Origin of the sequence: Janthinobacterium agaricidamnosum NBRC 102515 = DSM 9628, assembly GCF_000723165.1 — a bacterium.
GTDB classification, from domain to species: domain Bacteria; phylum Pseudomonadota; class Gammaproteobacteria; order Burkholderiales; family Burkholderiaceae_D; genus Janthinobacterium; species Janthinobacterium agaricidamnosum.
Genome location: NZ_HG322949.1, coordinates 5,143,115 through 5,168,579, shown reverse-complemented (window position 1 = coordinate 5,168,579; position 25,465 = coordinate 5,143,115). Strand labels below are relative to the sequence as shown.

Below are 25,465 nucleotides of genomic sequence, written 5' to 3'. Positions count from 1 at the left end.
ATGATTGTCACACAAACTCACTATCATGATGCACCTAATGACCTCCCTCCTCTTATTAGGCACTTCATGTTCCCGACCACGTCTTCCGCAAAACACCTCCGCGTCACCCGTTTGCATCTGGCCCTGGCAGCCGCCGGCCTGTGCGCGCTGCATACTGCGGCCTTCAGCGCCGCCGATGTCGATGATGGCGCTTCCAGCCTCGGCCCGGGTGCCGGCCCGCTGTCCCAGGTCGTGGTCAAGGCCACGGTCGAAAAGAAAAAGCTGAGCGACAGCGTCGGCAGCGGTGCGCTGGGCCGCAAGTCGGAACTCGATACGCCATTCTCGACCAAGGCCGTCAGCAGCGACGAAATCGAAGACCGCCTGGCCACCAGCATTGCCGAAGTGCTGAAATACGATGCCTCGGTCACCGCCATCAGCCCGCCGATCAGCACCCATCCGGCCACCATCCAGGTGCGCGGCCTGCGCCTCGATGACTTGAACGGCTACAAGGTCGATGGCCTGGCCAATATCAACCGCGGCACCGAAATGCCGCTGGAGATGTTCGAAAGCGTGGAGGTGCTGAAGGGCCTGTCGGGCTATATGTACGGCTTCGGCTCGCCGGGCGGCATCGTCAACTACGTCAGCAAGCGCCCGACCACCGACAAGAGTTTCAGCGCGGCGCTGGGTTACCAGGAAGGCGGCGCGATCAAGGAGCATATCGATACCGGCGGCCGGGTGGGCGAAGACGGCGCCTTTGGCTACCGTTTGAACCTGCTGCACGAAGACGGCGGCGTGCAGGAAGAAAGCGGCTCCATCAATCGCAATGCCGCCAGCCTGAACCTGGACTGGCGCCTGACCCGGGATCTGACGCTGAACTACGATGTGCTCTACCAGCGCCGCGCCACTGTCGGCGGCACCGACATCGTGATTGCACCCGGCTTCAAGGTGCCCGCGCCGATCGCCGGCGACAGCAAGCTCAATAGCACAGGCGCCGGCAGCGATGTCGAATATTCGCTGTATACGACGGGCCTGGAATACCGTTTGGCGCCGGACTGGAGCGCCAACGTTTCGTACCGCACCTCCGATTCGACCCGCGTCTACAAGAAGGACCAGTATTACATCACCAACAACAACGGCAACTACAAGGACCGCGTCACGTCCGAGCTGCATGCCTACCATTTTGACCAGGTCCAGGCCAGTATCACTGGCAAGTTCGCTACCTTCGGCCTGCGGCATGAAGTCGTGGCGGGTCTGATGTCGCAGAACCTGGTGTCGACCGGTTCCGTCGTCACGCCCAAGCTCTATATCGGCACCGGCAACCTGTATGCGCCGACCATCTTCAACGCTTCGGGCACCAACTACAGCGGCGGCCTGTATGAGGATGAAGCGACCCGCCAGGATGCGGTGTTTGCCAGCGATACGGTCAAGCTGAGCGATCACTGGTCGGTGCTGGGCGGCCTGCGCTACACGCAGTTCCAGGACACCGCTTTTTCCACCAAGGGCGCCGTCACCGCCAGCTATCCGGCCGACAAAACCACGCCGACCATCGCGCTGATGTACCAGCCGGCCGCCGACACCACACTGTACGGCAGCTATGTCGAAGCCCTGGAGCAGGCCGCCAGCGCGCCGACTTCCACCGTCAACGCGCTACAGACCTTTGCGCCGATCAAGAGCAAGCAGAGCGAACTCGGCATCAAGACGGAACGCAGCTTCTGGAACGCCAGCGCGGCGCTGTTCCAGATCGAGCGCGGCGCCCAGTACACCAACGCCGGCAACGTCTTCGTGGCGGACGGCCAGACGCGCTACCAGGGCGTGGAGTTCAACTCGGTGGTGCAGGCGGCGAAAAACCTGTCGATCGAAGGCGGCATCATGCTGCTCGATGCGACCTTGCGGGATGCGGCGCCCGGCTACAGCGGCAAGCATGCCGTCGGTGCGCCGCGCCGCCAGGCTTCGGTGCAGGCGACCTGGCGCGAAGTGTTGCCGGGCCTGGCCCTGCACGCTGGCGCCCAGTACCTGGGCGAGTTGGCGATGGACGCCGCCAACGCCAACTCGCTGCCGTCCTACGCGCTGTTTGACGCGGGCTTCAACTACCGTCACCGCTATTTCGGCAAGATGGTCAGCGTGCGCGCGAACATTGCGAACCTCGCCAACCGCAAATACTGGACTTACTATCAGGAGAATTATCTGAACGTCGGCTCGCCGCGCACCGCCAGCGTGAATCTCCGGGTAGACTTCTAAGCCATGAAAGCCTTCCGTCTTGCGGCCGGCGCCGCGCTATCCCTGCTGCTGTTGAGTGCTTACGGCGAGCAGTACTACCAAAGCAAAACGCCCTATGCGCCGCAGCAGGACGGCGCCAGCTATGAAGCCGCGCCGCCAGGCTATCGTCCTGTGTATACGCAGCTGCTGGCGCGCCATGGCTCGCGTGGCCTGAGCAGCTTCAAGGCCGACCTGGCGCTGTACAATCTGTGGCAACAGGCCGGCAAGCAGCATGCCTTGACTCCGCTGGGCCGGCAGCTGGGGCCGGATATCGTGCAACTGATGAAGGCCAATTTCCTGCTCGGCTATGGGGTGGACGGCATCGGCAAGCCAGGCTACGGCAACGAAACCATGCAGGGCGTGGCCGAGCACACGCAGCTGGCGCAGCGCCTGTACCAGCGCTTGCCGCAACTGTTCCAGGACGCCGCCGGCCAGTCGCGCCAGATCGTCGTTGTCACTTCCGGCAAGGACCGCGCCGTCGACAGCGGCTACTTCTTTACCCGCTCGCTGCTGGCGCAACAAACAAGTTTGGCGCCGCTGCTGGCCTACCCCGACTCGCTGGCCCCGCTGGCCGAAACCAGCCACGACAGCCGTCCCAGGGGCAGCGACCGCTACCTGCTGTATTTCCATAAACTGAGCGCGAAGCAGGACCGGGTGGCCGCCGCCACCGATCCGCTCTACCCGGCCTACCAGGCCAGCCAGTCCTACCAGGCCTGGCTCAAGAGCGGTGAGCTGCGCGCCCGCCAGGCCGCAATACTGGCGCAGCCGCGCCTGGCCGCCGCAGCGAAAACGGTATTGGAACGCCTGTTCACGCCAGCCTTTGTTGCCGCGCTGGACCAGGGACGCTACCGGATCGCCAACACCGGCAGCTACAGCTACACCAGCGCCGACGGCAAGTTCACCAATACCTTGAGCGGCGACGGCGCGGCCGTGATCGCCTCCGCCACCGATGCGGCGCTGGCGCTGTACCAACTGTATGCGGCAGCGGCCGGCATGCGCCACGAAGTCGCCGCCGACTTCACGCGCTATCTGCCGCCCGCGCAGGCCGAGGTGTTCGCTGCTGTCGACGATGCGCAATCCTTCTATGCCAAAGGGCCCGGCATCGCCGAAAACGGCGACCTCAACTACCGCATGGCCACTACGCTGCTGGGCGACTTTTTCAATGAGGTGGACGCCGTTGCCGGCGGTGACCTGTCGCATGCGGCCAAGCTGCGCTTTTCCCACGCCGAAATCGTGATTCCCATGGCGGCTATCCTCGGCCTGCCCGGCATGGCGGCGCAGTTGCCGCGTGCTGCCATGTATAGCTACGACAATAATCCATGGCGCGGCGCCACGGTTGCACCGATGGCTGCCAACATCCAATGGGACGTGTACACCGACGGCAAGGGTGGCAAGGGCGACATATTGCTGCGCATGTTATACAACGAAAAAGAAACCGACTTCAAGCCCGCCTGCGACAGCGCCAGGATTGCCCCGGCCAGCCATTTCTATCGCTACTCCCAATTAAGAAGTTGCTATAAAGAATTGCTATAAACGGTAGAGGGCGTCGCTATTTACTCTATGGAGTGAGCGCCGTGGTGCGCCGCCTGGCGGGCGCACGCCGCTGATCGCAAGGATACTCAGTTGCAAGCCGGCGTACGGGTGTTTCCCGGATGCCGGCTTTTTTACTTGTCGGCAGTACATCAGCGGCTATAATTTGTGCTTAGCAACATTTTGAAGCTGGCCGCGACAGGGCCGATGGCGCTTGCGCCTTGGGAGGCATCACAGATGGAAGATCAGACCAGCTCTCCGGAACTATTCATGTTTTTGGCGTCCACCGTGCACGACATGAAGAATTCGATCAGCGTCGTCAGCGGCACGCTGGAATCGTTGCTGGCCAATGGCGGCACGCACAATGGCGACGATGCGGCATTCCTGAAGATGGCGCACATGCTGTACCAGACCAAGCGCCTCAACGATAACCTGATCCAGTTGCTGGCGCTGTACAAGGACGTCGGCAAGCCCGGTTATCCGTTCGACGTGCAGCCGCAAATGGTCGGGCAACTGGTCAGCCAGGTGGTCGACCAGGAAAAAATCCTGCTGTCGTCCAAGGGCATCGTCATGCAGACCGCATTTCCGCCCGAGCTGATCTGGTATTTCGACGAGGATTTGATTATCGGCGTGCTGGGCCACGCGATCAATAATGCGATCCACTACACGCGCGACACGATCCGCCTGTCGGCGCGGGAAGCGGACGGTTTGCTGGAATTCCGGGTCGAAGACAATGGCGACGGTTTTTCGCCGGCGCTGCTGGAGGCTGGCGCGGCGGCGATGCATGGTTTGTCGGCCGGCGTCGATTTTTCGACCAACAGCACCGGCCTGGGCCTGTATTTTTCCAGTGTCGTGGCGAAAATGCATAAAACCCGCGCCCGCAGCGGCAGCATCGCGCTGGAAAACGGCGGCGCACTCGGCGGCGGCTGCTTCATCCTGCGCCTGCCCTGAGCCGATATCGGATAGAAAGCACATCATGGACAATCCACCGGTCACTGCCGAGAATACGCCCACCGACTGGGCCGACAAGAATTATTTGCTGGTCGACGATTTTGTCGGCATCCGCATCTTGCTGCGCGAATCGCTGCGCAACCTGGGCGCGCGCCATATCGACCAGGCCGCCAGCGGCGGCGAGGCGATGAAGCTGCTGGCCAAGACCCGCTACGACGTGGTGCTGTGCGATTACAACCTGGGCGAAGGCAAGAATGGCCAGCAAGTGCTGGAAGAAACCCGGGTCCGCAACCTGACCGCGCCGAGCAGCGTGTGGCTGATGGTGTCGGCCGAAAAAAGCGTCGAATCGGTGATCGGCGCCGCCGAACACCAGCCCGACGCCTACCTGATCAAGCCGATCACCGAAGGCGTGCTGCTGACGCGCCTGAACCGGGTCTGGCATAAAAAACAGGTGTTCCGCGAAATCGACCAGGCTTGCCTGGACAAGGACTATCTGCGCGCCGCCAAGCTGTGCGATACGCAAATCGAACTCAATCCGGTGCATGCGCTGGAGTTGCAGCGCATGAAGGCCAGCCTGCTGCTGAAGAGCGGCGAGCCGGAAAAGGCCCGCGTCGTGTACGAGCAAGTGCTGGCCGAGCGCGATTACAGCTGGGCCAAGGCCGGTCTCGGCAAGATCCGCATGAATAATGGCGAACACGAGGCGGCGCGGCAGATTTTCCAGGGCGTGATCGTCGAAAACAAGTATTACATCGACGCCTACGACCAGATGGCCACCGCCTACCAGTTGATGGGCCAGCATGAAGAAGCGTGCGGGGTGCTGGAAAAAGCGGCGAAACTGTCGCCCAACTCGGTGCCGCGCCAGCGCAACCTGGGCATGGTGGCGCTCAAATTGGGCAATGTGGCGATGGCGGAAAAGGCGTTCCGCAAATGCGTCGCGATCGGCGAATATTCGGTGATGAAGACGCCGGACGCCTACCTGGGCCTGGCGCGCGTGTGCGGCTTGAAGAACGAGCCGAAGGAGGCGCTGCAATGGCTGTTGCTGGCGCAGCGCGAATTTTCGCCGGAACAGATCGGCTTGCGCGCCAAGATCACCGAAGGCATGGTGCACCACGAAACCGGCGATTACCGGCGCGCCCGCAAATGCGGCGACGAACTGGAGCAAATGCTGGCCGAGGACATTGCGCGCCCGGACACCAATACCTGCATGGACCTGGCGACGATGCTGTTCGCGGTCGGCGTCAAGGAAGCGCCGGTCGACCTGCTGTGCTACGTGGTCAAGAACAACCACGACAACCAGGTGTTGCAGGATGCGGTGCAAAAAATCTTCGACAAGGCACGCATGGGCGACGAGGGAAATTCCTTGATACTATCGTCGCGCAAGGAAGCGTCGGACTTGATGAACAAGGGCGTATTGTTGTGGAAAACCGACAAACTCGACGAGGCCGTGGCGTGGATGCGGGCCGCCCGCCTGAAGTTGCCGACCAATTTGCGGATCTTGTTCAACTCGGTGCAAATCATCGTGTCGCATATGCAACAGCGCGGTTTTAGCGCGGCGTTGGCCGCTGAAGCGAGCGAGGTCTTGCTTTATGTGGACAAGATCGCGCCGGGCCAGCAGCGCTTTGCGCAATTGATGGAGCAACTCGGCGTCTTGACGCCGCCGGCGCCGGCCGAAGACGCGGCCGCCGCGCCGGTCGAAGAAGATGCCGTCTGACCCAGCTGTTGCGCCGCCATTCTGCTTCTTTCCTGTCGGATGATAAACTATGGCTCAGCACGGGCTGGCCCGCGCTGAGAGACGCTTGTAAAACCGTCGCGAGCGGTTCAAGTTTTGGCGGAGTAGCGGCGCTGTACGAATGTATAGTGAGCATCGCCGGCCGAAAACTGTACCGCGCAGCAGGTTGGGCAGGTGGCGAAAGTTTATAACAATAAGGAAGAAATAATGCGTGATGTCGCCAAAGAAGTGTATGCAAAAATGAAGGTTGGCAGCGTCGCCTGGGTTCGTCCTGTGACAGCCAAGGGTGATACGATAGAATCGTTCCAGTCCGCGCACGACAGCGCCAGGCAACTGGAAGAAGAGGGTTTGATCACCATCGGCGGTATCAAGCGCCAGGGCGATGGTTTAATTGAAGCAATCCGGATTCACCGGATCGCTTAAGTAGTTTCTTCAGTTCGATTGCGTCAGCGTCCTCCACTCAGCGACGGCGCGGCCTCAAGGCTTGGCGGCGCGGCTGGCTTTCGGCTTGGCCGCCGCCGCGCGCTTGGCCGGCGCCTTGCGGGTTGCGGTAGCCGGGGTCTTGGCCGGCGTTTGTGTCTTGTCTGCACCGGCTACCGTATCGGACGCCATCGCGGTGCTGACGGCTTGCTTGAATTGATCTTGTAATAAATTCCACCACACACCTGGATTCGCCATCTGCGCGGCCGGGCTGTCTGGCACTGGCGTTTGTGGGGCGGGCTGGGCTGCCTGCGGTTCCGGCGGCGCCGCCGGGGCAGGTTCAGGCTGCGCTTGCGGCGCCTGTCCGTGCTGGAAGAACGCCGACGCGTAAGGCGACGATTCGAACAGGGTTTTTTCGCCGGCGCCCGGTTGCTGGATCGCGGCGGCCAGCGAGGCGCCCATCGATTTCAGCGTGGCGATGGTGCCGCGCTGGACTTCCAGCGCCTGGATACTGCCGCGCAACATGCTGGTATTCAGGTTCAGCCACGATTCCACCGCCTTCAAATCGCTGATCTTCTTGTCTAGCTCTTCGACCGACAGCGTCGGCGCGGTAATGCCGGGGATACTCATGCCGGGTACGTTCATGCTGCCCCACAGGTTTTTGACAAAGTCGAGCGTGTCCGTCATCACTGCGGCGCCTGGAATATTCGGCATGTGGGGTGTAGCCATCAATGTCTCCTCATGGGTTGCTTGCCCCTAGCGTAGCAGATAAAACAAGGTCATTCAAAAATACTTGGCACGCTTGTTTTTGAACAGGCGGGTCTCCAGACCCAAGCGCCATGGTTGCAACTGTCAGCGTCTCTTCAGGCGGACGGGTTACACTAGCAAAATGACGCCAGTTTCCTTCTTTTCCGCCTCTCGCCGCCGGTCCATCCTGATGTGCTGCGCCGTGATCGTCCTGCATTTGCTGCTGCTTTGGTGGCTTGAAGAACATCTTGGACCGTCCGATGCCAGCCTGGCAAAACCGGTGAGAACGGAGATCACCGCGCAATTGATCATGGCGCCGCCGCCGGCGCCCAAACCGCCGCCAGCGCCGCCTAAACCGCAGCCCAAGCCGCGGCCGAAACCGGCGCCCAAGCCGAAGCTCCCTGCCGCGCCCGAGTCGCCTCGGCCGCCATCGTCGCTGCTGTCCGATACGCCGGCGCCGGCGGTAGCGGATACGCCCGCCGTGGGTGGCCGGGCCATCGGTGCAGCCGGCCGCGGCGCCGGACGCGCCGCCGCCGCCGGCGCCAGCCGTGCCGGCGCCGCAGCCTGCCGAACCGGCGCCCGTCGCCGCGCGCCGTTACAATGTCGACTTGCCGGCGCCGGCCGACTTCGACATGGAGCTGCGCCGGGTCGACGCCGACGGCACCAAGTGGAGCGGCGTGGCGGTGATGTCGTGGAAAAACAGCGGCGACCATTACAAGGTGACCATGGAAGCGGGCTTGAGCGTGCTGATCACCCGCATCAACCTGCTGGTGCTGACCAGCGAAGGCGACATCGACGACGGCGGCATCGCGCCGGTGACGGCGACCGAGAAACGCAAGGGCCGGTCGATGACGGCGACCCATTTCAACCGGGCCGGCAAGGTGATCACGTTTTCAGCCAGTACCGCCTCGTATCCGCTGCCGGCCGGCGCGCAGGACAAGGCCAGCCTGCCGTTCCAGCTGGCCGGCATCGGCCGCGCCGACTTCCAGCAACTGTCCGGCGACCTGGATATCTTCGTCGGCGAAGATGCGGATGCGAGCTTGTTCCGCTTCAAGCTGGTCGGACAAGAGGAACTGGACACCAGGATGGGACGCCTGACGACCTGGCATTTGAGCCGGCCGCCGAAGCCGGGCAGCTATTCGTCGCAGCTCGATATCTGGCTGGCGCCGGGCCAGAACTGGTATCCGGTACAAATTCGCAATACCGAAGCGAGTGGCGCGGTGACCACCCAGACGGTGACTAAAATAACTGCAACTGAACCATCGGGAAAATAATATGCTGAACAATATGCTGAAACACACCCTCGCCGGCGGCTTGCTGCTGGCCACGCTGGCGCCGGTGTTCGCCGCCGACAAGGACAAGGTTGCGCCGGTCGATCATCCGAGCATCAAGCGGCCTTACAAGCTGCCGCCATCGGCCGACCTGAGCTACAAGATCCAGGCGCGCCAGCGCGGCATCAGCCTGAATGGCGAAGCCGTCACCGTATGGCAGACCGGCGATGGCAAGTACGCGCTGCATACCGACACCAAGGTGCCGCTGTTCGGCAAGATTTTGGAGCACAACAGCGAAGGCACGATCGACGACTACGGCATCGCGCCGGGACAATTTGTCGAAAAACGCTTCCGCAAGGATCCCAGCACCACCACCTTCAAGCGCGACACGAAAACCATTGTGTTCGGCGATTCCGATGAAAGCTATCCGATCAAGGGCGGCGAGCAAGACCGCAGCACGGCGGCCTGGCAATTGCTGGCGATCGCGCGCGGCGCGCCGGAGAAATTCGTGCCGGGTTCGCAATGGGCCTTGTTCGTGGCGGGCCGGCGCGATGCCGATCCGTGGATCTTCAAGGTCGTCAATCAGGAAACCGTCAGCACCGGCCAGGGCGACGTGAGCGCGCTGCACCTGGTCAAGACGCCGCCGCCGGACGCCAAGGGCCAGGCAGTGGATCTGTGGCTGGCGCCGTCGCTCGACTGGTACCCGGTGAAGGTCAAGTTTGCCGACGACGATGGCGATTATGTCGAACAGACGCTGGACAAGATCACCAAGAAGTAAGTGCTTGCACTCTTTGTGGTCGGCATAATAATACCGGATGACGCTGTGCCGATCCGACCTGCGCCGGCTGTATCCGGTAGCGTGGCTTAGAGCCTATCCCAGTAGTGAGCGTCTTCTGCTGGCCGCGCATCGGGAGCGCGGACCAGGCGTGAGGAGGAAGCGTGGCGGGCCACGCGACGACGATCAACGCAGTCCCCGCTGCTGAGGGGCGCCAGCAGGGGACGTATTCGTCTACTGGGATAGGCTCTTAGCCGGCACGGCGTCAGCCAACAATTCTGGCCGCCATATCCGGCCGTCGCCCCGTCCGTCCGCCATGGCATGTTAGAACTGCTACTTGGAACTGATATACTGACGCCCCCCGCGTACCGGTTGCAGCGGAGCGCGGCAAGCGCTTTGCGCAGCTGGTTGACCACCGATCCGGAACAGAATGATAGACATAATGGCAAGCGCGGCTGCGGCCGCCGAGATACCTCAAACCGAGCAAGAGCACCAGGATTCGCTGCAAGCCCATTTTCATCCGCATGTGTCGGCCGATGAGATCGAGCAGGTCTATCACTTAAAACGGGCGCAGCCGCTGCTGCAGGTATTCACCGCGCTGTTCCACGGCGGTTTCGACGGCGTGCTGGTGCGCCTGCTGGTGCTGCGCGAACTGGCGGCCGATACGGCGTCGTCGGTATTCACGCGCGCCGACATCAACCAGAAACTGGCCTACCTGCTGCCGGAAAGCCTGGAAACCGTGCTGCTGCGCCTGCGCAGCAACCAGTTGCTGGCCTGGGATGCGCAGCAGGCGGTGTACCGCGTCACGCCGATGGCGCGCAATGTCTTGTCGGCGCTGGATGGCTTGCTGGGCCTGGGCCAGACCGAGGACGAAGCCGAAATGGGCTTTTTGCTGTCGCAGGTGGCCGGTGCGCAGGCGGTCGGCGGCGTATCGGTCGAGCAATTGCAGCATTTGCTGGGCCGGCTGGTCGACCTGACCGAGGAATTCGCCGATGCGATCGCCTCCGGTTCCGAATTCCGTTTGCGCAGCGCGCAGGCGAAATGGAATATGGCCTGCGACTGGGTCGAAAAGGGCTCGGACATCCTGCGCGCCATCACTTCCGATGAAAACGCCGACGGCGCCACCCACAAGGCGGCGCAGGCGATCGGCCGCGCGCAAAGTAAATTATTGAACATGCAAGGCATGTTTTCGCGCGCGCTGAACCAGATCGAGCGCCAGCGCGTGCACCTGGGCCAGTCCGGCTTGTCGACCACCGACATCAAGCGCTGGCTGCTGCAGCACGACGACCTGGCGCAACTGGCCGAGGGCGCGATCGACCAGCCGGTGGTGCCGCTGTTCTCGACCCCGGCCGAAATGATCGACGTGGCCGAAACCGAGCTGCTGGCGGAGCGCACTGCCGGCGTCGCGCAGACCGGGCTGCCGAGCGGCCAGGATGCGCCGACCACCATCAGCGAAGGCCCTGCGGTGCAGCTGGAGCTGGACGAGTGGCTGACGCGGCTGTCGAATTTCGCCAGCCTCGGCAATTTCCCGAGCATAGGCGAAGAAGCGCCGAAGTCGGTGGCGATCCAGGATTCGCTGCTGCCGGCCAGTTTTGCCATCGCTTCCTATCGCGCGTCGATGCTGCCGCTGCTGGGCGACGTGTCGGAAGCGAGCCTGCAAGGCGCGACCGCCGAACTGGCGCGCCTGCCGATCACCTTTACGCCGACCGACGAGCTGGTCCACCTGGCCGACCCGCATGTGGCGGCCATGTCGATCGCCTCGCTTTCACTGACTGTTTCACTTGATTTAGATAGCGGCCCGGCCGATGAATGACGATTCCCAAATCCTGATTGCGCGCCTGTTGACGCATCAAACCCTGCGCCGCGACGACAAGCTGGTCAAGCGCGTGCTGTCCGACGAACTGTTCCGCGCCGAAGTCGATGCGCGCCTGCTGGCCTGCGGCCTGAAGTTGCTCGACAACGTCTACGCCGACCATGTGACGCTGGCGCTGACGCGCACCATCGAGCCGAAGATCTTCGGCGCGCGCGACGTCTGGCAAAACAATAATTTCGGCCTGGCGCGCGATGGCGTGGCCTTGCTGGTGGTGCTGTGGGCGCAAATCATCCTGCCCAAGCGCGAACGGCAGGAAACCCACCAGCACGCGGAAGACGACCAGAACGATATGTTCGGCACCGAAAAACCGCTGCCGCGCGCCGAAGACACCTCGATCGGCATCGCCTACAAGGCGCTGCTGGCCGACTTCGGCGACAAGCTGGGCAAGAAAACCCGGATGGACATGAACCTCGGCACGCTGGCCAAGCTCGGCTTCATCGAGCGGCGCGGCGACATCATCGTCGAAGGCCCGCTGCTGGACCTGATGATGGATACCGACGTGCTCAAGGAGCGCATCATCAACGGCGCGCTGGCCGACGTGTTCAAGCGCGCCCCGGCGCAGCTGGTGGCGGTGCCATCGGCCGCGCCCGCCGTCGACGCCGCGGCCGAACCGGTCGAAACGGCGCCGGCCGATGCCGCCGAGCCTACCTCCGACACCCCTGACTGAGAGCCGCCATGTTTCATATCAAATCGCTAGAGCTGGTCCACTGGGATTACTGGCAGCGCATCAAGAACATCCCGCTGGATGCCAAGATCATCACCATCGCCGGCCAGAACGGTTCCGGCAAGACCACCTTGCTCGATGCGCTGCGCACGCTGTTCGGCCTCGATTGCTCGATGGGCCGCACCTATAAGCACTATGCGCGCCACTCGGGCCAGCAAACCGCATGGCTGCGCGCGGTGGTCGACAACCAGGCCGTCGGCAAGCAATTGTCGAACCGGCCATTCCGCAGTTCCGGCTTTTTCAGCGACGATGAAGTGACGCTGTTTTGCCAGATCCAGAAAAACGGCGGCGACTGGAAGCGCCAGTATCTGATGCGTCCGGGCAATATCCAGATCGAGGATATCAGCGACGCCAACGACTGGCTGGGCGTCGAAAACTACCGCAAGCGGCTGGCCAACGCCGGCCTGTCGCCGGCGATGGCCAAGGTGCTGGCGCTGGAGCAGGGCGAAACCGACAAGCTGTGCGAATATGCGCCGCGCCAGTTGCTGGACCTGGTGTTCCAGGTCTTCGGCGACAAGGAAGTGCTGGACGCCTACGACGAAGCGAAGCGCCACCAGCGCGACACCGAAGTCGAATTGAAGCGTTTTGAAACCGAGCTGGAAGCGTCCAGGACCAACCTGGAAGGCTTGCGCCTGCGGGTCGCCAATTATCACCAGTGGGAAGGCTTGCACAAGGAACGCCGCAACTTGCTGGAAGAAGTGCTGCCGAGCCTGCAGTACCACGAAGCGCGTGAAAAAGCCGGGCAAGCCAGCCGCCAGCTGCGCGAAGCGCGCAAGCCGATGGCGCAAGCCGACCAGCAATTGAGCGACAAGCGCCATGCGCTGGCGGTGCAGGCCAAGGCCCTGTCGGACGCGCAAATGCAGGAAACCCTGCTGGAGCAGGAATCGATCGGCTTGCAAAGCCGGCTGTCGCTGGTCAACGGCAAGCTGAAACCGCTCGACAGCCTGCTGGAACAAAAGGAACGCCTGCTGAAACTGGCGGCCGATTCCGGCAGCGACATCGCCGAAGTGGCGCTGCAGCTGGAACAGAAGGAAGCGGAATTGCTGCGCCAGCGCCAGGCGCGCGATACGCTGGCGGCGCGCATCGCCGGCGAACACGCGACCATCGCGGCGCTGCAAGGCAAGACCGCGATGCCGGAGCCGGACAATGTGCGCGGCATGCGCCGCGCATTGCGCGACGAGGGCATCGGCCACGCGATGTTGTCCGATATCGTCGAAGTGACGGACAGCCGCTGGCAGGGCGCCGTCGAGGGCGTGCTGGGCGGCTACGCGTCGGTGGTGCTGCTGGAAAAAGCGCGCGACGCGGCCGCCGCCTACCGGCTGGCCGAGAAGGAGCGCTATCGCCACTTCATCGTGCCGGAGCTGGTCACGGCGCCGACGCCGAAGGACGACAGCCTGTTGGCGGTGGTGCGTTTTTCGGCGCCGGTGCCGGCTTGGCTGGTCGATCAATTGTCGCGCATTGCACGGGTCGATTCGGTCGAAGCCGGTTTCAAGCTGGGCAATGCCGAAGAGTGGATCACGCCGGACGCCTATCACCGCGAACGGCGCGGCGGCCGCTCGCTGTTCGTCGAAGCGTCGCGTTACCGCTTCGGCTCGGCCGGCCGCACCCAGCGCCTGGACGCGCTGCAAAAATCGCTGCCGGCGCTGGAAGCGCAGGAAGATACGCTGACGCTGGCCATCAGCAAGCTGGCGTCGGAAACCGGTGCGCTGAAAGCGCGTCTGGCCGGGGTCGACGCGGCCAAGGAATTGGCGGCACGGCAGGCGGAATTCGATGAAGCGCTGCGCAATTCGGGCCCGTTGAAAGCGGAGCGCCTGGAAGTGGGCAGCCGCCTCGGCGAATTGCAGGGCTTGGTCAAGAACGCCACCGTGGTGCGCACCCGCGCCGATACGGTATGGCAAAACGCGCGCTTCGCCTTGTCGGAAGCCGAAGCCGGATTGCGCCTGAACTACAAGCGCCAGATCGAGCAGCGCGGCGACCATGCGCGGGCCTTGCTGGCCCTGCGTCATAACTGGCGCCATTTGCCGAAAAGCTGGCGCCGGCCGAAGCGCCGCGCCGCGCTGGTGGCCGAACACCAGAATGCGCACCAGGTCGATTTGCGCGTCGCCAGCCTGCAAGTGAGCCTGGCGCGCGACGACTGGGAACTGGACGCGACGGTGATCGACCAGCATCAGCGCCTGTCCGAGCAATTGCATGGCCGCCAGTCGGAAACCGACGAGCGCCGCTACCAGAACAACCGCGCGATCGAAGCGACCGCCAACGCCCGCGGCGCCTACATCGAGCGGCTGCGCTACACCGTCAAGACCTACAGCAAGAACATCAAGGAACTGGGCGAACTGGCCGGCATCGAAGTGCACGCCGATCCGGTGCGGCTGGAAAACGACGATACCCAATTGTCGCAGGCGGGTTTGCACGTGCGCTTCAAGTTCGACGGCAAGGGGCCGATCGGCATGAACGACGGCGAAGCGTCGGGCGGCCAGCAAGTGATGAAGTCGCTGGTATTGCTGATCGGCTTGCTGAAATCGGAAGACGGTTCCGGCGGCTTCGTATTCATCGACGAACCGTTCGCCCACCTGGATATCCGCAACATCCAGCTGGTCGGCGAATTCCTCAAGAATACCGAGGCGCAATACCTGATGACGACGCCGCTGACCCACAATACCGATGTCTACGACCCTTCCGAGCTGACCTTGATCACCAGCAAAAAGAAAAAGGACACGGAATGGGCGCAGCCGATTTTCGTGTTGCAGCGGCGTATTACCGAAGCGGTCAAGGCGGCCTGAGTTTGCGCGCCTCGCTGGCGCGGAAAATCGCCGCGTTGTTATGGGTTTCCAGCTTGCCGGAGTGCAGCGCGGCTGATCACCAGTCGCCGACGCATGATGGCCAGCCTGTCGTGTTTTACACCGTCATCGCCAGCCGTTCGGGTGCAGAAATTTCTAACAGGAATAGGAGGGCATGATGGCGGCGCTGCGCCGTCGCAAAGGCGGCGCGGGGGAAAACGAAAACCGTCAGGCGCTTGCCGGCAGCGCTTTCTGGCGCTGGCGCCAGCGCACCAGGCCCCAGCCGTAGACCGCGTAATAACCGGCCACCAGGCCCAGCGTCAGCAAGGTCAGCGGGCTTTGGCCGAACGGTTCGTTCGGTTGCGGTATCAGCGCGCGGCTATTCATGTACAGCTCCATGCCGCGATAAATCATGCGCGCCGCGAACAGCATCGCCACCGACATGCCCAGATAGCGGTTCGGCGTGTAGAACAGCGCCTTGCCATGGTTTTCAAAACGGGTCAGCTTGATGCCGAAAAAACCCAGCCAGCCGCCAGCCAGTGCGCCGGCCGCCAGGCAAGACAGCGGCAGCACGTCGAACCTGGTCGAGAACGCCAATCCCAGCAGCAGCAGCGGGCACAGGATCACCGCCGTCCAGTGGCGCCACAGGTGCGATTGCTGGCGCGCCGTCAAACGTTTCAGACGCGAATAAATCCGCCAGACCAGCAAGGGGACGAGGACGAGCAGGGCAAGAGTAGTGGTTTCCATGAAGGCATCCGGCAGCCCGCGACGGGCGCAAATAAAACGACGATTGTAAGCCAGATTGCCGTTGCCGCGGCAGCTGATCCCGGTATTGCTTATTGACATTTTTATGGCATGAAAGCAATATAAACGATCACAAAATGCCGCCACGCACGGCATGGTGCCGACTTTCCTCCTTGTCATTGCTGATCGGATTTTCATGACTGCACGTTCCCCCCTGCTGCCGGTGACGCTAGGCTTGATGGCGGCTTCCTCGACGGCCGGCGCCCAGAATGCCGCTTATCAATTGCCGCCGGCGCCATTGCAAGCCATCGTCGATGCGCCGCGCGCGCCGGCGCTGAGCCTGAGCCCGAAACGCAATCTGGCGGCGATGTTGCAAACGCCGGCCTTGCCGGGCATGAGCGAAGTGGCGCAGCCGGAATTGAAGCTGGCCGGTCTGCGCATCAACCCGCGCACCTATTCGGCCAGCCGTTTTTCGTTTGGCGCCGGTTTGAGCTTGCTGGACATTGCAACCCAGCAGGACATCAAGATCAGCGGCTTGCCGGCCGCGCTGCGCATCGCCGACCTGGCCTGGTCGCCGGACCAGCATTACCTGGCCTTCAGCCATATCGCGTATGCCGAAGCGGCTGGCGCGCAACATCCGGGTGTCGAACTGTGGCTGCTCGATGTGCGTACGAAGGTCGCGCGCAAGCTGGCCGCGCAGCCATTGTCGGCGGTGTATGGCCGCGGTTTTTCGTGGCTGCCGGACAGCAAAGGCTTGATCGTGCAATTGAAACCGGCCAAGCTGGGCGAGGCGCCGCGCTCGAACGGCATTCCGGGCGGCCCAAGTACGCAGGATAGCGAACCGGGCGGCGCCATCCGGCAATTGCGCACTTATCCCGACCTGTTGAAAAATGAAGCGGACGCCAGGCTGTTCGAACATTATGTGACGGTGCAACTGGCGCAGATCGATCTCGCCGGCAAGACACGCCCGATCGGTGCGCCGGACCAGTTTTCGCGCGTGTCGATCGCGCCGGGCGGCCAATATCTGCTGACGCAAAGCATAGAGCGGCCGTATTCCTATATCGTGCCGGCGTCGAGCTTCGGCAAGCGCATCGAGGTGCGCGACTTGCAAGGCCGGGTGGTGCACACGGTGCTCAAGCGCGCGCTGGAAGAGGGCTTGCCGCCAGGTAACGATGCGGTGCCGCCCGGCGTGCGCGAAGTGTCCTGGCGCGTCGATGCGCCGGCCACGCTGGTGTGGGTCGAAGCGCAAGATGGCGGCGATCCGGCCAGGGCGGCGGACATTCGCGACATCGTCTACAGCCAGCCGGCGCCGTTCACGGCCCGGCCGGAGGTGCTGGCGCAACTCGGTTCGCGTTATGCCGGCATCGCCTGGGGCCGCGGCGACATGGCCTTGCTGGTCGAACACTGGTACCAGACCCGCGCGCTGAAACAATGGCGTATCGCCCCCGACCAGCCGGGCAAGGAAGCCGAACTGGTGTACGCCGGTTCGTCGGAAGACCGCTACAACGATCCGGGCAAGCCGGTGATGCAGCCGGACAGCGCCGGCTTGCCGCGTTTGCTGATCGGCCCCGGCGACACCATCTTGCTGGACGGTTCGGGCGCGTCGAGCGAGGGCGACCGTCCCTTCATCGACCGGCTCAGCCTGATTACTAAAAAGAAGGAACGGCTGTTCCAGAGCGCCGCGCCGTATTATGAAAACGTGGTGGCGGTATTGAGCGACGACGGCAGCCGTTTGCTGTCGACCCGCGAATCGCCGGCCGAGCGGCCGAATTATTATGTGCGCGACCTGAAGCTGGATGCGGCGCAACAACTGACCGCGCTGACGCATTTCCCGCATCCGCTGCCGCAATTGAAGGATGTGCAGAAAGAGCAGATCCGTTATCAACGCGCCGATGGCGTCGGCCTGACCGCGACCTTGCTGTTGCCGCCGAACTATGACGCCAGGCGCGACGGCCCATTGCCGATGCTGATCTGGGCCTATCCGCATGAATTCAAGTCGGCCGCCGCCGCCAGCCAGACCACCGGTTCGCCGTACCGCTTCAACGCGGTCGGCTACTCGGGACCGTCGGCGTTCCTGGCCATGGGCTACGCGGTGCTCGACAATCCATCGTTCCCGATTGTCGGCGGCAAGGACGGCGAGGAGCCGAACGATACCTATCTGCCGCAACTGGTGGCCGATGCGCAGGCGGCGGTCGATGAAGTGGTGCGGCGCGGCGTGGCCGAGCGCCACCGCATCGCGATCGGCGGCCATTCGTATGGCGCGTTCATGACCGCTAACCTGCTGGCGCATACGCGCCTGTTCCGCGCCGGCATCGCGCGCAGCGGCGCCTATAACCGCACCTTGACGCCATTCGGCTTCCAGTCGGAAGAGCGGCCGTTCTGGAAGGCGCAAGACGTCTACCAGGCCATGTCGCCATTCAATTACGCCGACAAGATCCAGGATGCGATGCTGCTGATCCACGGCGAGCAAGACAATAATCCCGGTACGTTCCCGATCCAGAGCGAGCGCATGTTCCAGGCCATCAAGGGCTTGGGCGGCACCGCGCGGCTGGTGATGTTACCGAATGAAAGCCACGCTTACCGGGCGCGCGAATCGATCATGCAGATGTTGTATGAAACCAATAACTGGCTGGATAAATATGTGAAGAACGCCAGGCCGGAAGCGGTAAGTAACAAGTTTCAGTGAGACGGTTGGCCGATGCTGGCGGGTTCGGCCCGACTCATGGTAATGTCATCCTTTCATCATCAGTATGGAGGACTCGCCATGGACCCAGTCGCGATTCACGCCCACCGCGCGCCAGACCCGGCGCCGGTGGATGACCCGATGCCGGAACCGTCGCCGCATCCGCATCCGGTGCATCCGGTGCCGCAAGACGATCCCGTACCCGATCCCAACCCCAGTTAAGAAAGGCTGTTTTTACATGGCAATTATCAAGGAAGCGTACACACGCAAGGTCAGCGGTGAAGTATTCGATTACGAGCTCGACTACACACCGGGCACGGACGTGGCGTGGATTGCACGGGTGTACCGCGATGGCGACCTGAAGGGTTCGCCGCATGGCGCGCTGACCGGCAATGTGTTGTCCGGTCCCGCCTTGCTGCAATATCTGACGGGTTATGTCGAAGGCATGATCGAGCGCGGCCTCGACCTGGAGTAAGCCGCGCTCTTCGGCAAATTAATCGAATGCCCAGGTGTACAACACGTCCAGGGCATTATTGGTGCCGGTCTGGAATTGCAAGGTGATGCGCCGGTTCCATTTATAGCGCAGTTTGACCAGGCTGGACGCCGAACTGGCGCCTTGCTCGAAGCTCAGGTAGGCGCGCGACGAGATGCGCTTGCCGACCGTTACGACGGTGCTTTCCAGGCCCTTGGCTTGCGATAATCCCACTTCATCGAGTCCCAGCGAGTTGGCCAGCTTGCCTTGCATACCGCCGCCGGTGCCGCCGAACAATGCGCCGGCCGCCGTGGTCAGCAAGCCCATTTCATCGCCGGCCGTGCCTTCGGTGCCATGGCCGAGGATCAGCCACGCCAGTTTGTCGCTGTCCGACACCGAGGGCGTCGATACCAGCTTGGCGGTCGGCGCCTGCGCCGTGCCGCGCACTTCGACCCCGGCCTCGACGTTGGTTTCGGATAAGGCTTCGCCTTCCGGCCGCTTGCGCACCGCCAGGATGTTCAAGCCCGGATTGTCGTAGGCGCCGGTGAAGTTGATCACGCCCCGTTCGATGCTCAGCTTCTGGCCGTAGGCGGCATAGTTGCCATTGTCGACGCGGATGCTGCCGGTGATGCGCGGCGGGCGGCGGTCCAGCACGCGGATGCGCAGGTTGCCGCCCAGGTCGGCGTCCAGGCCCATGCCTTTTAAATGGAAACGGTTGCCGAGGTCGGCTTCCAGGTCGATATTCAGCGGCAGCGACGGCGCCGCCTTGGCGCCGCCGGGACCGGTGCCCTTGCCGGCCTTGCCCAGCACCACCACGTCATCGCTCTGGGTCGGCGTATCTTGCGACGCCAGTTCGATGGTGGCGCGGTCGGCCTTGAACTTGCCTTCGAAGCTGAAGCGCTTGTCGTTGCGCACCAGCGTGCTGCTGCCGCTGAGTACCAGCGTGCGGTCGGGCCGCGCCAGTGCCTGCAGCTTGTCGGCCACCAGTTTCAATTCCATGCTGGCTTCGGCATTTGCAAAGCGCACCCAGCCGTCGGCCTGCACCTTGCCGTCGCCGCCATCGAAGGCGAGGCGTTGCAATTGCAACTGGTCGCCGGCCAATTTTGCCTGCAATACGCCATTGCGCAGTTTCAAGCCCTGGTCGGCCCAGTTGACGACCAGTTTATCGCCGCTGAGGTCGCCGTTCAGCGAGGGCGCGGCGATGGTGCCGCCGCTGGTCAGCGCCAGTTTCAGCGCGCCGCCCAGCTCCAGTCCCGCTTGCCCGGTCAGCGGCCCCAGCCACGCCAGCGATGGCATGTCGATACTGCCGGTCAAGTTCAGCGGGCTGTCGCCGGCGATGCGGCCTTGCTGCATTTGCACCGTGCCGTCCAGGCGCACCTGGCCGGAACGCGCGCCGTCCAGCGCGACTTGCATGCGCAACTGGCTGTTGGCGACGTCGGCGCGCGCATCGAGCGTGCGCAAGCCGAGCAGCAGAGGCTGTTCGCTGCCGACCGTGATGTCGCCTTTTTCGCGGAAGACATGCAGCATGCCGGCCAGCGCGGGGTCCTTGCCGGCCGCCGCTCGCAGATCCAGATTCCATTGCGCGCCGAGGGTCATGTCGCTGCGCATGGTTTGCTGCAAATCCGGCACCGCTTGGGTCAGGTAATTCAGCGGCACGCCGGCCGCCTGGCCGCTGCTGGCCCAGCGCGGCCCGGCTTTTTCCAGGCTTTGCAGGCTGATGCTACCGGCCGGCAATTTGATGACGGCATTCGATACGGAGATCTGTTCCGGATGCATCAGTCCCGCCAGGCCGCCATCCTTGGGACCGGCGACCCGGATCGGCGCCGGCGCCTGCAAGGCCAGCGCAAAGCGGCCGCGGTTTTGCAGCGCGTCCAGGCTGCCAAGCCACACACCCTGATTCAAGCCGCCCTTGACCGTGGCCGACACGTCGAAGTCATCGTTGCGCGCCGTCAGTTGCAGGCTGTGCGCCGCCAGGGTACCCTTGCTCGACAGGCGCGCGCTGGCCAGCTTGAAGGCGGTGCTGCTATAGCCGGTCACGTCGATATCGCTGACCAGCGGATCGGCCGCGCCCTGGCCGGCGCCGAGGCTGGCGCTGGCGCGCAGCGCCTTGACCTGGTGTTCGCCAAAGAAACGCAGTTGCTGGCCATCGATATTCAAGCTCAGCGCCGGCGCTTTCATGCTGCCGGACAAAGCGCCATTGCCATGCAACACGCCGCCAAATTGCGCACCCAGGCTGGCCAGTTGCGGCGCATCCAGTTTCCAGTCCAGCTTGTCGCGCGCGCCGCCAAAACTGCCGCGCGCCTGCATGCTGTTCGGTCCCAGGTGCAGATCGATGTCGGCGCTGTCGATGCGGCTGGCATCGGCGCTGACCTTGGCGTACCCGGTCAGCGGCACATTTTGCAGCGTCGAAGCCGGTTGCAAGGCCAGGTTCAGCGCCAGTTTCCAGTCGCCGCCGAGGCGGCCGCCGCCATTAAAATCGGCATTGATATTGCCGCTCGGATAAGCGCCAAAGGCGGCGGGATTGAATTTCTGCGCGGAGCCGGTCAGCTTCAGGTCGGCGACCTGTTTCGCTCCGCTCAAGCCGACTTCGCCGCTGGCGTGCAGCACGCTGTCCTGGCCCACTCCCGGCCGTTTGGCGGCGCTCAGGCCCAGGCCTTTGGCGTCGGCGACAAAGGTGCTGCGCGGTTCCTGCAGCGTACCGCTGGCGACGCCGCTGGCGTTGAGGGAGCCCAGCAAGTCGCTGTGCGCGGCCGACAATTGGCGCGCGTCGACTGTCCAGTTCAAGCGCTCGCCCGGCGCGCCGAAGTTGCCGCGCACCTCGACCGAGTTCCGGCCCAGCGCCAGCCTGGCGTCGACGCCGCTGACATGCCGCGCATCGGCGGTGACTTTGCCGGCTCCGCTCAATGGCTGGTTCAGCAAGCGGCTGGGGCGCAGCGCCACGTCGGCGTTGACCAGCCATTGCGGCGCCACATGGCCGTCGACGTTGATAGCGGCGTTCAGGTCGGCCACCGGATAGGCGCCGAAATCGGCCGGATTAAAACGGCTGGCGCTGGCCGTGGCCTTGAATTGCTGTGCATCTTTCAAGCTGGCCTGGCCGCTGACAGTCAATTGCCCCTTGCCGGCTTGCAAGCGCGCCTGCTGGATGCTGAGCAGCGAGTCGAGCAGGCTGGCCTGCACGTCGAGCCGCAAGGTGGTCTTGCCCAGTTCGGCCAGCCTGGCGCTGACGGTATGCGTCTTGCCGTCGCTGCCGAGCTTGATGTCGCCGGCGATATGAGTGCTGTTCAGGCTGCCCTGGATCGCCTTCAGGTCGATCTTGTCGGTGTGCAAGGTGAACAGCGCGCTGCCGACCGGGCCATCCGCCGCATCGCGGTTGATACTGCCGCTGCCGGTGAATTTGCCGGCCTGGGCAAAGTCGAGCAGCGCGCTGGTGATGGTGGTCGCGGTCAGCGTGCCGCCCACTTGCGCGCTGATGCTGTGCAGCGGCAAGCGCTGCCGGTCCAGCGGGCCGGGCGCGGCTGTGTTGCTGATGGCCAGCTTGCCGGACACTTCCTGCTTGCTGCCGATGCTTGCGTCCAGATCCAGGCTCAGCTCGGCTTGCGGCCATGTCGCGTCGTAGCGGCCGGGATTGATGTTGCGGCCCTGGATGCTGGCCGAACGCAAGATGATCACCGGGTCGAACGGCGCCAGCGCCAGGTGCGCATCGGCGCTGGCCGGGCCGGCGCTGCCGCTGGCCTTGATATCGACCAGCGCCAGGTCGCCGCCCACTTGCATCGTCAGCGCCGCCGGTTTTTCACCGGCGGCCGGCACTGATTGCGCCCAGCCGGCCTTGCCGTCCAGCTTGAACGGAGCATTTGTAGCGACGCTGGCATTGGCGGTCACGGCGCCCCACGGCGTGATCGCGCTGGCGTCTTGCAGGCGCCATTCGGTCTTGCCGCCAGATAAATTGAAATGCACTTTTTCGATCACATTGCTGCCGCTGTCGCCTTGCAGCGTGATCTTGTCCAGCCGCGCATCGGCGATGCTCAGCTGGAATGGCGCGGCCAGGCTGGTGGGCAAGGTCGACGGTTCCGACGGGCCGGTGCTTTTCACCACCATGCTGGCCACGTGCAATTCGCTGATCGCGATGCCTTCCGAAAAAAACTGCAACGGCGACCAGTTGATGTCGATATTCTCGGCAGTAATTGTCTGGCTCTTGCCGCGGTAGCTGACGTGGCCCAGGTGCATCTTGTTGTACAGCGAGCCGGACACGCCGCTGACGACGATCTGGCCGCCGCTGGCGCTGGACACCTTGTCGAGCAACGCTTGCAGCGTCGATTCGCGGCCGAGCAGCCAGAGCGCGCCGCCCAGCAGCACGGCGGCGGAACCGATGCCGATCAGGGTGTAGCGCGGCCAGCGCCGCGCTGCCTGTGGCGCCGGCGCGGGGACGTGGGAGTCAGGCGGGGTAGGTGGGGTGGTATCGGACATTAGAACGTGAATCCCAGAGAAAAGTGCATACGGTATTTTTGGACCGCGTGGCCATACGCGACATCGACATTGATCGGGCCGACCGGACTTTTATAACGCACCCCCAGGCCATAGCCGGATTTCGGATGCAGGTCCTTCAGCGTATCGGCCGCATTGCCGGCGTCGTAGAACGCGGCGGCGCCCCATTTCGGCTTGAACCAGTACTGGTATTCGGCGCTGGCGGTGGCCAGGTAGCGGCCGCCGACGATGGCGTCGCCTTCGCGCACGCCCAGGTCCTGGTAGGCGTAGCCGCGCACCGACTGGTCGCCGCCGGCGCGGAACAGGTACACCGCCGGCACGCCGGCTTTTTCCTTGGAACCGAGCGCGCCGCCTTCGCCGCGCACGATCACCGTGCCTTTGGCGCCGACCGGCTGGTAGTACACGAACTTGGCGCTGCCGCGCACGAAGCGTTCATCGGTCAGGATCGGCAGCAGGGCGCCGCCCAGCTGGGCGTTGATGACGTAACCCTGGCTGGGGAATAAAAGATTGTCGAGGCGGCGCTTGGTGAGCGAAAAGGTCAGCGGCAAGCTTTTGCTGCGGGTCGGGTCCAGGCCATCGACGGTTTTTCCCTCGCTCAAGAATTCGAAGGACAGGCTGCGTTCCAGCTGCGGCGTGCCCCAGCGGCGCTTGGCGGCGATGGTCGACACGCTGGTGATTTCGTTGGAAATGTCGCTGCGCTCGAACGACGCGCCGACGCTGTCGTTGTAGCCGTCAGGCGTGGTCGGGAAATAAAAGTCGCCGCGCGCGCTTTGTTTCTTGGTTTCCATCGTCAGCGCGCTTTTCAACTTCAGGCCCATGACGTTCAGGTTGTCATAGTTCAACTGGGCGCGGTTACCGGTATTGGTGCTGTAACCGAGACCGGCGCTGACGTTTTGCTGCTTGTTTTCGGTGACGCGCACCAGCAGCGGCAGCGGCGCCATCACGCCCGGGCCTTTCGGCTTGACGGCGGCCGGGTCTTGCCTGACTTCCTGGCTTTGCTGGACGACATCGAGCTGTTCGCTCAGCACGCTGCTCATGTCGGCGCTGACTTCGACGCTGGCGAAGTAACCGGTATCTTGCAAACGCGCCTGGTAGGCCTGCAGCGATGCTTCATCGTAATAATCGCCGGGGTGGATCTGGTTCAGATTACGGATCACCGAGGCCGGATAGCGCTTCAAGCCTTCGATGCGCAATTCGCCAAACCGTAATTCGGGACCGCTGTCGAGCACCACCTTCAAGGCCACCGTATGCGTGTCCGGATCGACTTGCGCCTCGGTGTCGACCAGTTGCGCGCGCGGGTAGCGGGTTTGCACCACTTGCCGCAGCAAGCCGCGCTTGGCTTGTTCCCACTCGGCCTGGCGGAATACCTGGCCTTGCTGCAAGGTCCAGCTGGCTTTCAACGCGTCGGTATCGAAGGGATCGCTGCTGGCCAGCGGCGGCGTGGTATCAAAACCCTGTAATACCAGTTCAACCTGGCCGACCACCACCGGCTGGCCCGGCTCGACCTTGATATGCACCGTCGGCGTGCCGCTGCCGTCATCGAGCCTGACGCTGACGTCGGGCGTGTAAAAGCCGGCGGTCGCGACCAGGTTCCTGACTTGTTCCGGCGCGCCGCGCACCAGCCGCTGCAATTGCTCGCGGTCGGTGCGCGGATTGTCCTGGAAGCGGAACAGGTCCAGGTTTTTTTCCAACAAGTCATCGAGCGGATCGGGGGCGTCGACCTTGACGACATAGTGCAATGCGGCTGGTGCCGCGGCCGGGGACGCTTCGGTTTCGTTAGCCGCTGCGTCTTGCAATGCGGCAAAAGCATGCACCGGCAAGGCCAGCACGGCGCCGCTGGCCACCGCCAGTGTCATTTGTCCCATTACTTTTGTCACCACTTGTGCCAAAATTCGTGGTCTTGCCGGATCGCCGGCGGCTCGTTGGATGGGTTGTACAGGAAACATGTTGCTCCAGGATGGTGTGCTTTCTGTATGTTACCGGAATAGGGAAACCGATGGCGGACGAATAATTTTAATGCTGCTGAGAATGCGTGTCGCGGCGTTCACACCA

Annotated in this window: 18 protein-coding genes; 13 read left to right on the top strand and 5 right to left on the bottom strand. The window is 63.3% G+C overall.

Features of this window, described 5'->3' with window-relative positions; translation table 11 throughout:
- Positions 1–66: 66 nt before the first annotated feature.
- The 5 genes from GJA_RS22265 to GJA_RS22245 all read left to right on the top strand — a co-directional run bounded on the left by GJA_RS22265 (position 67) and on the right by GJA_RS22245 (position 6,868).
- Entirely contained in the window at positions 67–2,217 is a 2,151-nt protein-coding gene (locus GJA_RS22265; protein WP_038496743.1) for a TonB-dependent siderophore receptor, read from the top strand.
- Positions 2,218–2,220: 3 nt separating this feature from the next.
- On the top strand, positions 2,221–3,768 hold the full coding sequence (locus GJA_RS22260; RefSeq protein ID WP_038496740.1) for a histidine-type phosphatase: 1,548 nt from the start codon (positions 2,221–2,223) through the stop codon (positions 3,766–3,768).
- Between the two features lie 267 nt (positions 3,769–4,035).
- Complete coding sequence (locus GJA_RS22255) at positions 4,036–4,716, top strand: sensor histidine kinase (RefSeq protein WP_242404602.1); 681 nt, start codon at positions 4,036–4,038, stop codon at positions 4,714–4,716.
- Between the two features lie 25 nt (positions 4,717–4,741).
- Entirely contained in the window at positions 4,742–6,427 is a 1,686-nt protein-coding gene (locus GJA_RS22250) for a response regulator (protein ID WP_038496735.1), read from the top strand.
- A gap of 225 nt (positions 6,428–6,652) precedes the next feature.
- A complete protein-coding gene (locus GJA_RS22245) occupies positions 6,653–6,868 on the top strand; it encodes a hypothetical protein (protein ID WP_038496731.1) in 216 nt (71 codons plus the stop codon).
- Positions 6,869–6,922: 54 nt separating this feature from the next.
- Here GJA_RS22245 and GJA_RS22240 read toward each other — a convergent pair whose 3' ends face one another.
- Together GJA_RS22240 and GJA_RS28375 are read right to left on the bottom strand one after the other, a co-directional pair.
- On the bottom strand, positions 6,923–7,594 hold the full coding sequence (locus GJA_RS22240; protein WP_038496728.1) for a PhaM family polyhydroxyalkanoate granule multifunctional regulatory protein: 672 nt from the start codon (positions 7,592–7,594) through the stop codon (positions 6,923–6,925).
- Between the two features lie 147 nt (positions 7,595–7,741).
- Positions 7,742–8,110: a hypothetical protein gene (locus tag GJA_RS28375; RefSeq protein ID WP_242404601.1), complete on the bottom strand. Its 369-nt coding sequence runs from the start codon at positions 8,108–8,110 to the stop codon at positions 7,742–7,744.
- Between GJA_RS28375 and GJA_RS22235 the strand changes: the two genes are divergently transcribed.
- The 5 genes from GJA_RS22235 (at position 8,098) to GJA_RS22215 (ending at position 15,035) form a co-directional block, all read left to right on the top strand.
- Positions 8,098–8,886, top strand: coding sequence for a DUF3108 domain-containing protein (locus tag GJA_RS22235; RefSeq protein ID WP_242404600.1), 789 nt, complete (start codon positions 8,098–8,100; stop codon positions 8,884–8,886). The two genes, GJA_RS28375 and GJA_RS22235, sit on opposite strands and share 13 nt — an antisense overlap.
- Before the next feature lies 1 nt (position 8,887).
- On the top strand, positions 8,888–9,661 hold the full coding sequence (locus GJA_RS22230; protein WP_051781245.1) for a DUF3108 domain-containing protein: 774 nt from the start codon (positions 8,888–8,890) through the stop codon (positions 9,659–9,661).
- Positions 9,662–10,088: 427 nt separating this feature from the next.
- Complete coding sequence (locus tag GJA_RS22225) at positions 10,089–11,471, top strand: hypothetical protein (protein WP_038496725.1); 1,383 nt, start codon at positions 10,089–10,091, stop codon at positions 11,469–11,471.
- Positions 11,464–12,198 carry a hypothetical protein gene (locus GJA_RS22220; RefSeq protein ID WP_038496722.1) on the top strand — a complete coding sequence of 245 codons (735 nt, stop codon included), beginning with the start codon at positions 11,464–11,466 and terminating at the stop codon, positions 12,196–12,198. Before GJA_RS22225 ends, GJA_RS22220 begins: the two co-directional genes overlap by 8 nt.
- A gap of 8 nt (positions 12,199–12,206) precedes the next feature.
- Positions 12,207–15,035, top strand: coding sequence for an ATP-binding protein (locus GJA_RS22215; RefSeq protein ID WP_038496719.1), 2,829 nt, complete (start codon positions 12,207–12,209; stop codon positions 15,033–15,035).
- 225 nt (positions 15,036–15,260) lie between these two features.
- On the opposite strand, the gene GJA_RS22210 is transcribed toward GJA_RS22215, so the two are convergent.
- A complete protein-coding gene (locus GJA_RS22210) occupies positions 15,261–15,779 on the bottom strand; it encodes a CcdC protein domain-containing protein (RefSeq protein ID WP_038500770.1) in 519 nt (172 codons plus the stop codon).
- 193 nt (positions 15,780–15,972) lie between these two features.
- Between GJA_RS22210 and GJA_RS22205 the strand changes: the two genes are divergently transcribed.
- The 3 genes from GJA_RS22205 to GJA_RS22200 all read left to right on the top strand — a co-directional run bounded on the left by GJA_RS22205 (position 15,973) and on the right by GJA_RS22200 (position 18,934).
- Positions 15,973–18,462, top strand: coding sequence for an alpha/beta hydrolase family protein (locus GJA_RS22205; RefSeq protein ID WP_038496716.1), 2,490 nt, complete (start codon positions 15,973–15,975; stop codon positions 18,460–18,462).
- Between the two features lie 78 nt (positions 18,463–18,540).
- Complete coding sequence (locus GJA_RS27890) at positions 18,541–18,681, top strand: hypothetical protein (RefSeq protein ID WP_167541141.1); 141 nt, start codon at positions 18,541–18,543, stop codon at positions 18,679–18,681.
- Between the two features lie 16 nt (positions 18,682–18,697).
- Positions 18,698–18,934 (top strand): hypothetical protein, encoded by a 237-nt coding sequence (locus tag GJA_RS22200; RefSeq protein WP_038496713.1) that lies wholly within the window; start codon positions 18,698–18,700, stop codon positions 18,932–18,934.
- Positions 18,935–18,952: 18 nt separating this feature from the next.
- On the opposite strand, the gene GJA_RS22195 is transcribed toward GJA_RS22200, so the two are convergent.
- Positions 18,953–23,395 (bottom strand): translocation/assembly module TamB domain-containing protein, encoded by a 4,443-nt coding sequence (locus GJA_RS22195; RefSeq protein ID WP_038496710.1) that lies wholly within the window; start codon positions 23,393–23,395, stop codon positions 18,953–18,955.
- Positions 23,395–25,278: an autotransporter assembly complex protein TamA gene (locus GJA_RS22190; protein WP_038496707.1), complete on the bottom strand. Its 1,884-nt coding sequence runs from the start codon at positions 25,276–25,278 to the stop codon at positions 23,395–23,397. Before GJA_RS22190 ends, GJA_RS22195 begins: the two co-directional genes overlap by 1 nt.
- Positions 25,279–25,465: the final 187 nt, after the last annotated feature.

What these genes read in the sequence shown, in the direction of transcription:
- GJA_RS22255 (WP_242404602.1), top strand. Translation starts at nt 4,036, where the DNA reads ATGTTTTTGGCGTCCACCGTGCACGACATGAAGAATTCGATCAGCGTC.
- GJA_RS28375 (WP_242404601.1), bottom strand. Translation starts at nt 8,110, where the DNA reads ATGGCCCGGCCACCCACGGCGGGCGTATCCGCTACCGCCGGCGCCGGC.
- GJA_RS22240 (WP_038496728.1), bottom strand. Translation starts at nt 7,594, where the DNA reads ATGGCTACACCCCACATGCCGAATATTCCAGGCGCCGCAGTGATGACG.
- GJA_RS22230 (WP_051781245.1), top strand. Translation starts at nt 8,888, where the DNA reads ATGCTGAACAATATGCTGAAACACACCCTCGCCGGCGGCTTGCTGCTG.
- GJA_RS22200 (WP_038496713.1), top strand. Translation starts at nt 18,698, where the DNA reads ATGGCAATTATCAAGGAAGCGTACACACGCAAGGTCAGCGGTGAAGTA.
- GJA_RS22195 (WP_038496710.1), bottom strand. Translation starts at nt 23,395, where the DNA reads ATGTCCGATACCACCCCACCTACCCCGCCTGACTCCCACGTCCCCGCG.
- GJA_RS22250 (WP_038496735.1), top strand. Translation starts at nt 4,742, where the DNA reads ATGGACAATCCACCGGTCACTGCCGAGAATACGCCCACCGACTGGGCC.
- GJA_RS22205 (WP_038496716.1), top strand. Translation starts at nt 15,973, where the DNA reads ATGACTGCACGTTCCCCCCTGCTGCCGGTGACGCTAGGCTTGATGGCG.
- GJA_RS22260 (WP_038496740.1), top strand. Translation starts at nt 2,221, where the DNA reads ATGAAAGCCTTCCGTCTTGCGGCCGGCGCCGCGCTATCCCTGCTGCTG.
- GJA_RS22190 (WP_038496707.1), bottom strand. Translation starts at nt 25,278, where the DNA reads ATGGGACAAATGACACTGGCGGTGGCCAGCGGCGCCGTGCTGGCCTTG.
- GJA_RS22215 (WP_038496719.1), top strand. Translation starts at nt 12,207, where the DNA reads ATGTTTCATATCAAATCGCTAGAGCTGGTCCACTGGGATTACTGGCAG.
- GJA_RS22245 (WP_038496731.1), top strand. Translation starts at nt 6,653, where the DNA reads ATGCGTGATGTCGCCAAAGAAGTGTATGCAAAAATGAAGGTTGGCAGC.
- GJA_RS22225 (WP_038496725.1), top strand. Translation starts at nt 10,089, where the DNA reads ATGATAGACATAATGGCAAGCGCGGCTGCGGCCGCCGAGATACCTCAA.
- GJA_RS22220 (WP_038496722.1), top strand. Translation starts at nt 11,464, where the DNA reads ATGAATGACGATTCCCAAATCCTGATTGCGCGCCTGTTGACGCATCAA.
- GJA_RS27890 (WP_167541141.1), top strand. Translation starts at nt 18,541, where the DNA reads ATGGACCCAGTCGCGATTCACGCCCACCGCGCGCCAGACCCGGCGCCG.
- GJA_RS22210 (WP_038500770.1), bottom strand. Translation starts at nt 15,779, where the DNA reads ATGGAAACCACTACTCTTGCCCTGCTCGTCCTCGTCCCCTTGCTGGTC.
- GJA_RS22265 (WP_038496743.1), top strand. Translation starts at nt 67, where the DNA reads ATGTTCCCGACCACGTCTTCCGCAAAACACCTCCGCGTCACCCGTTTG.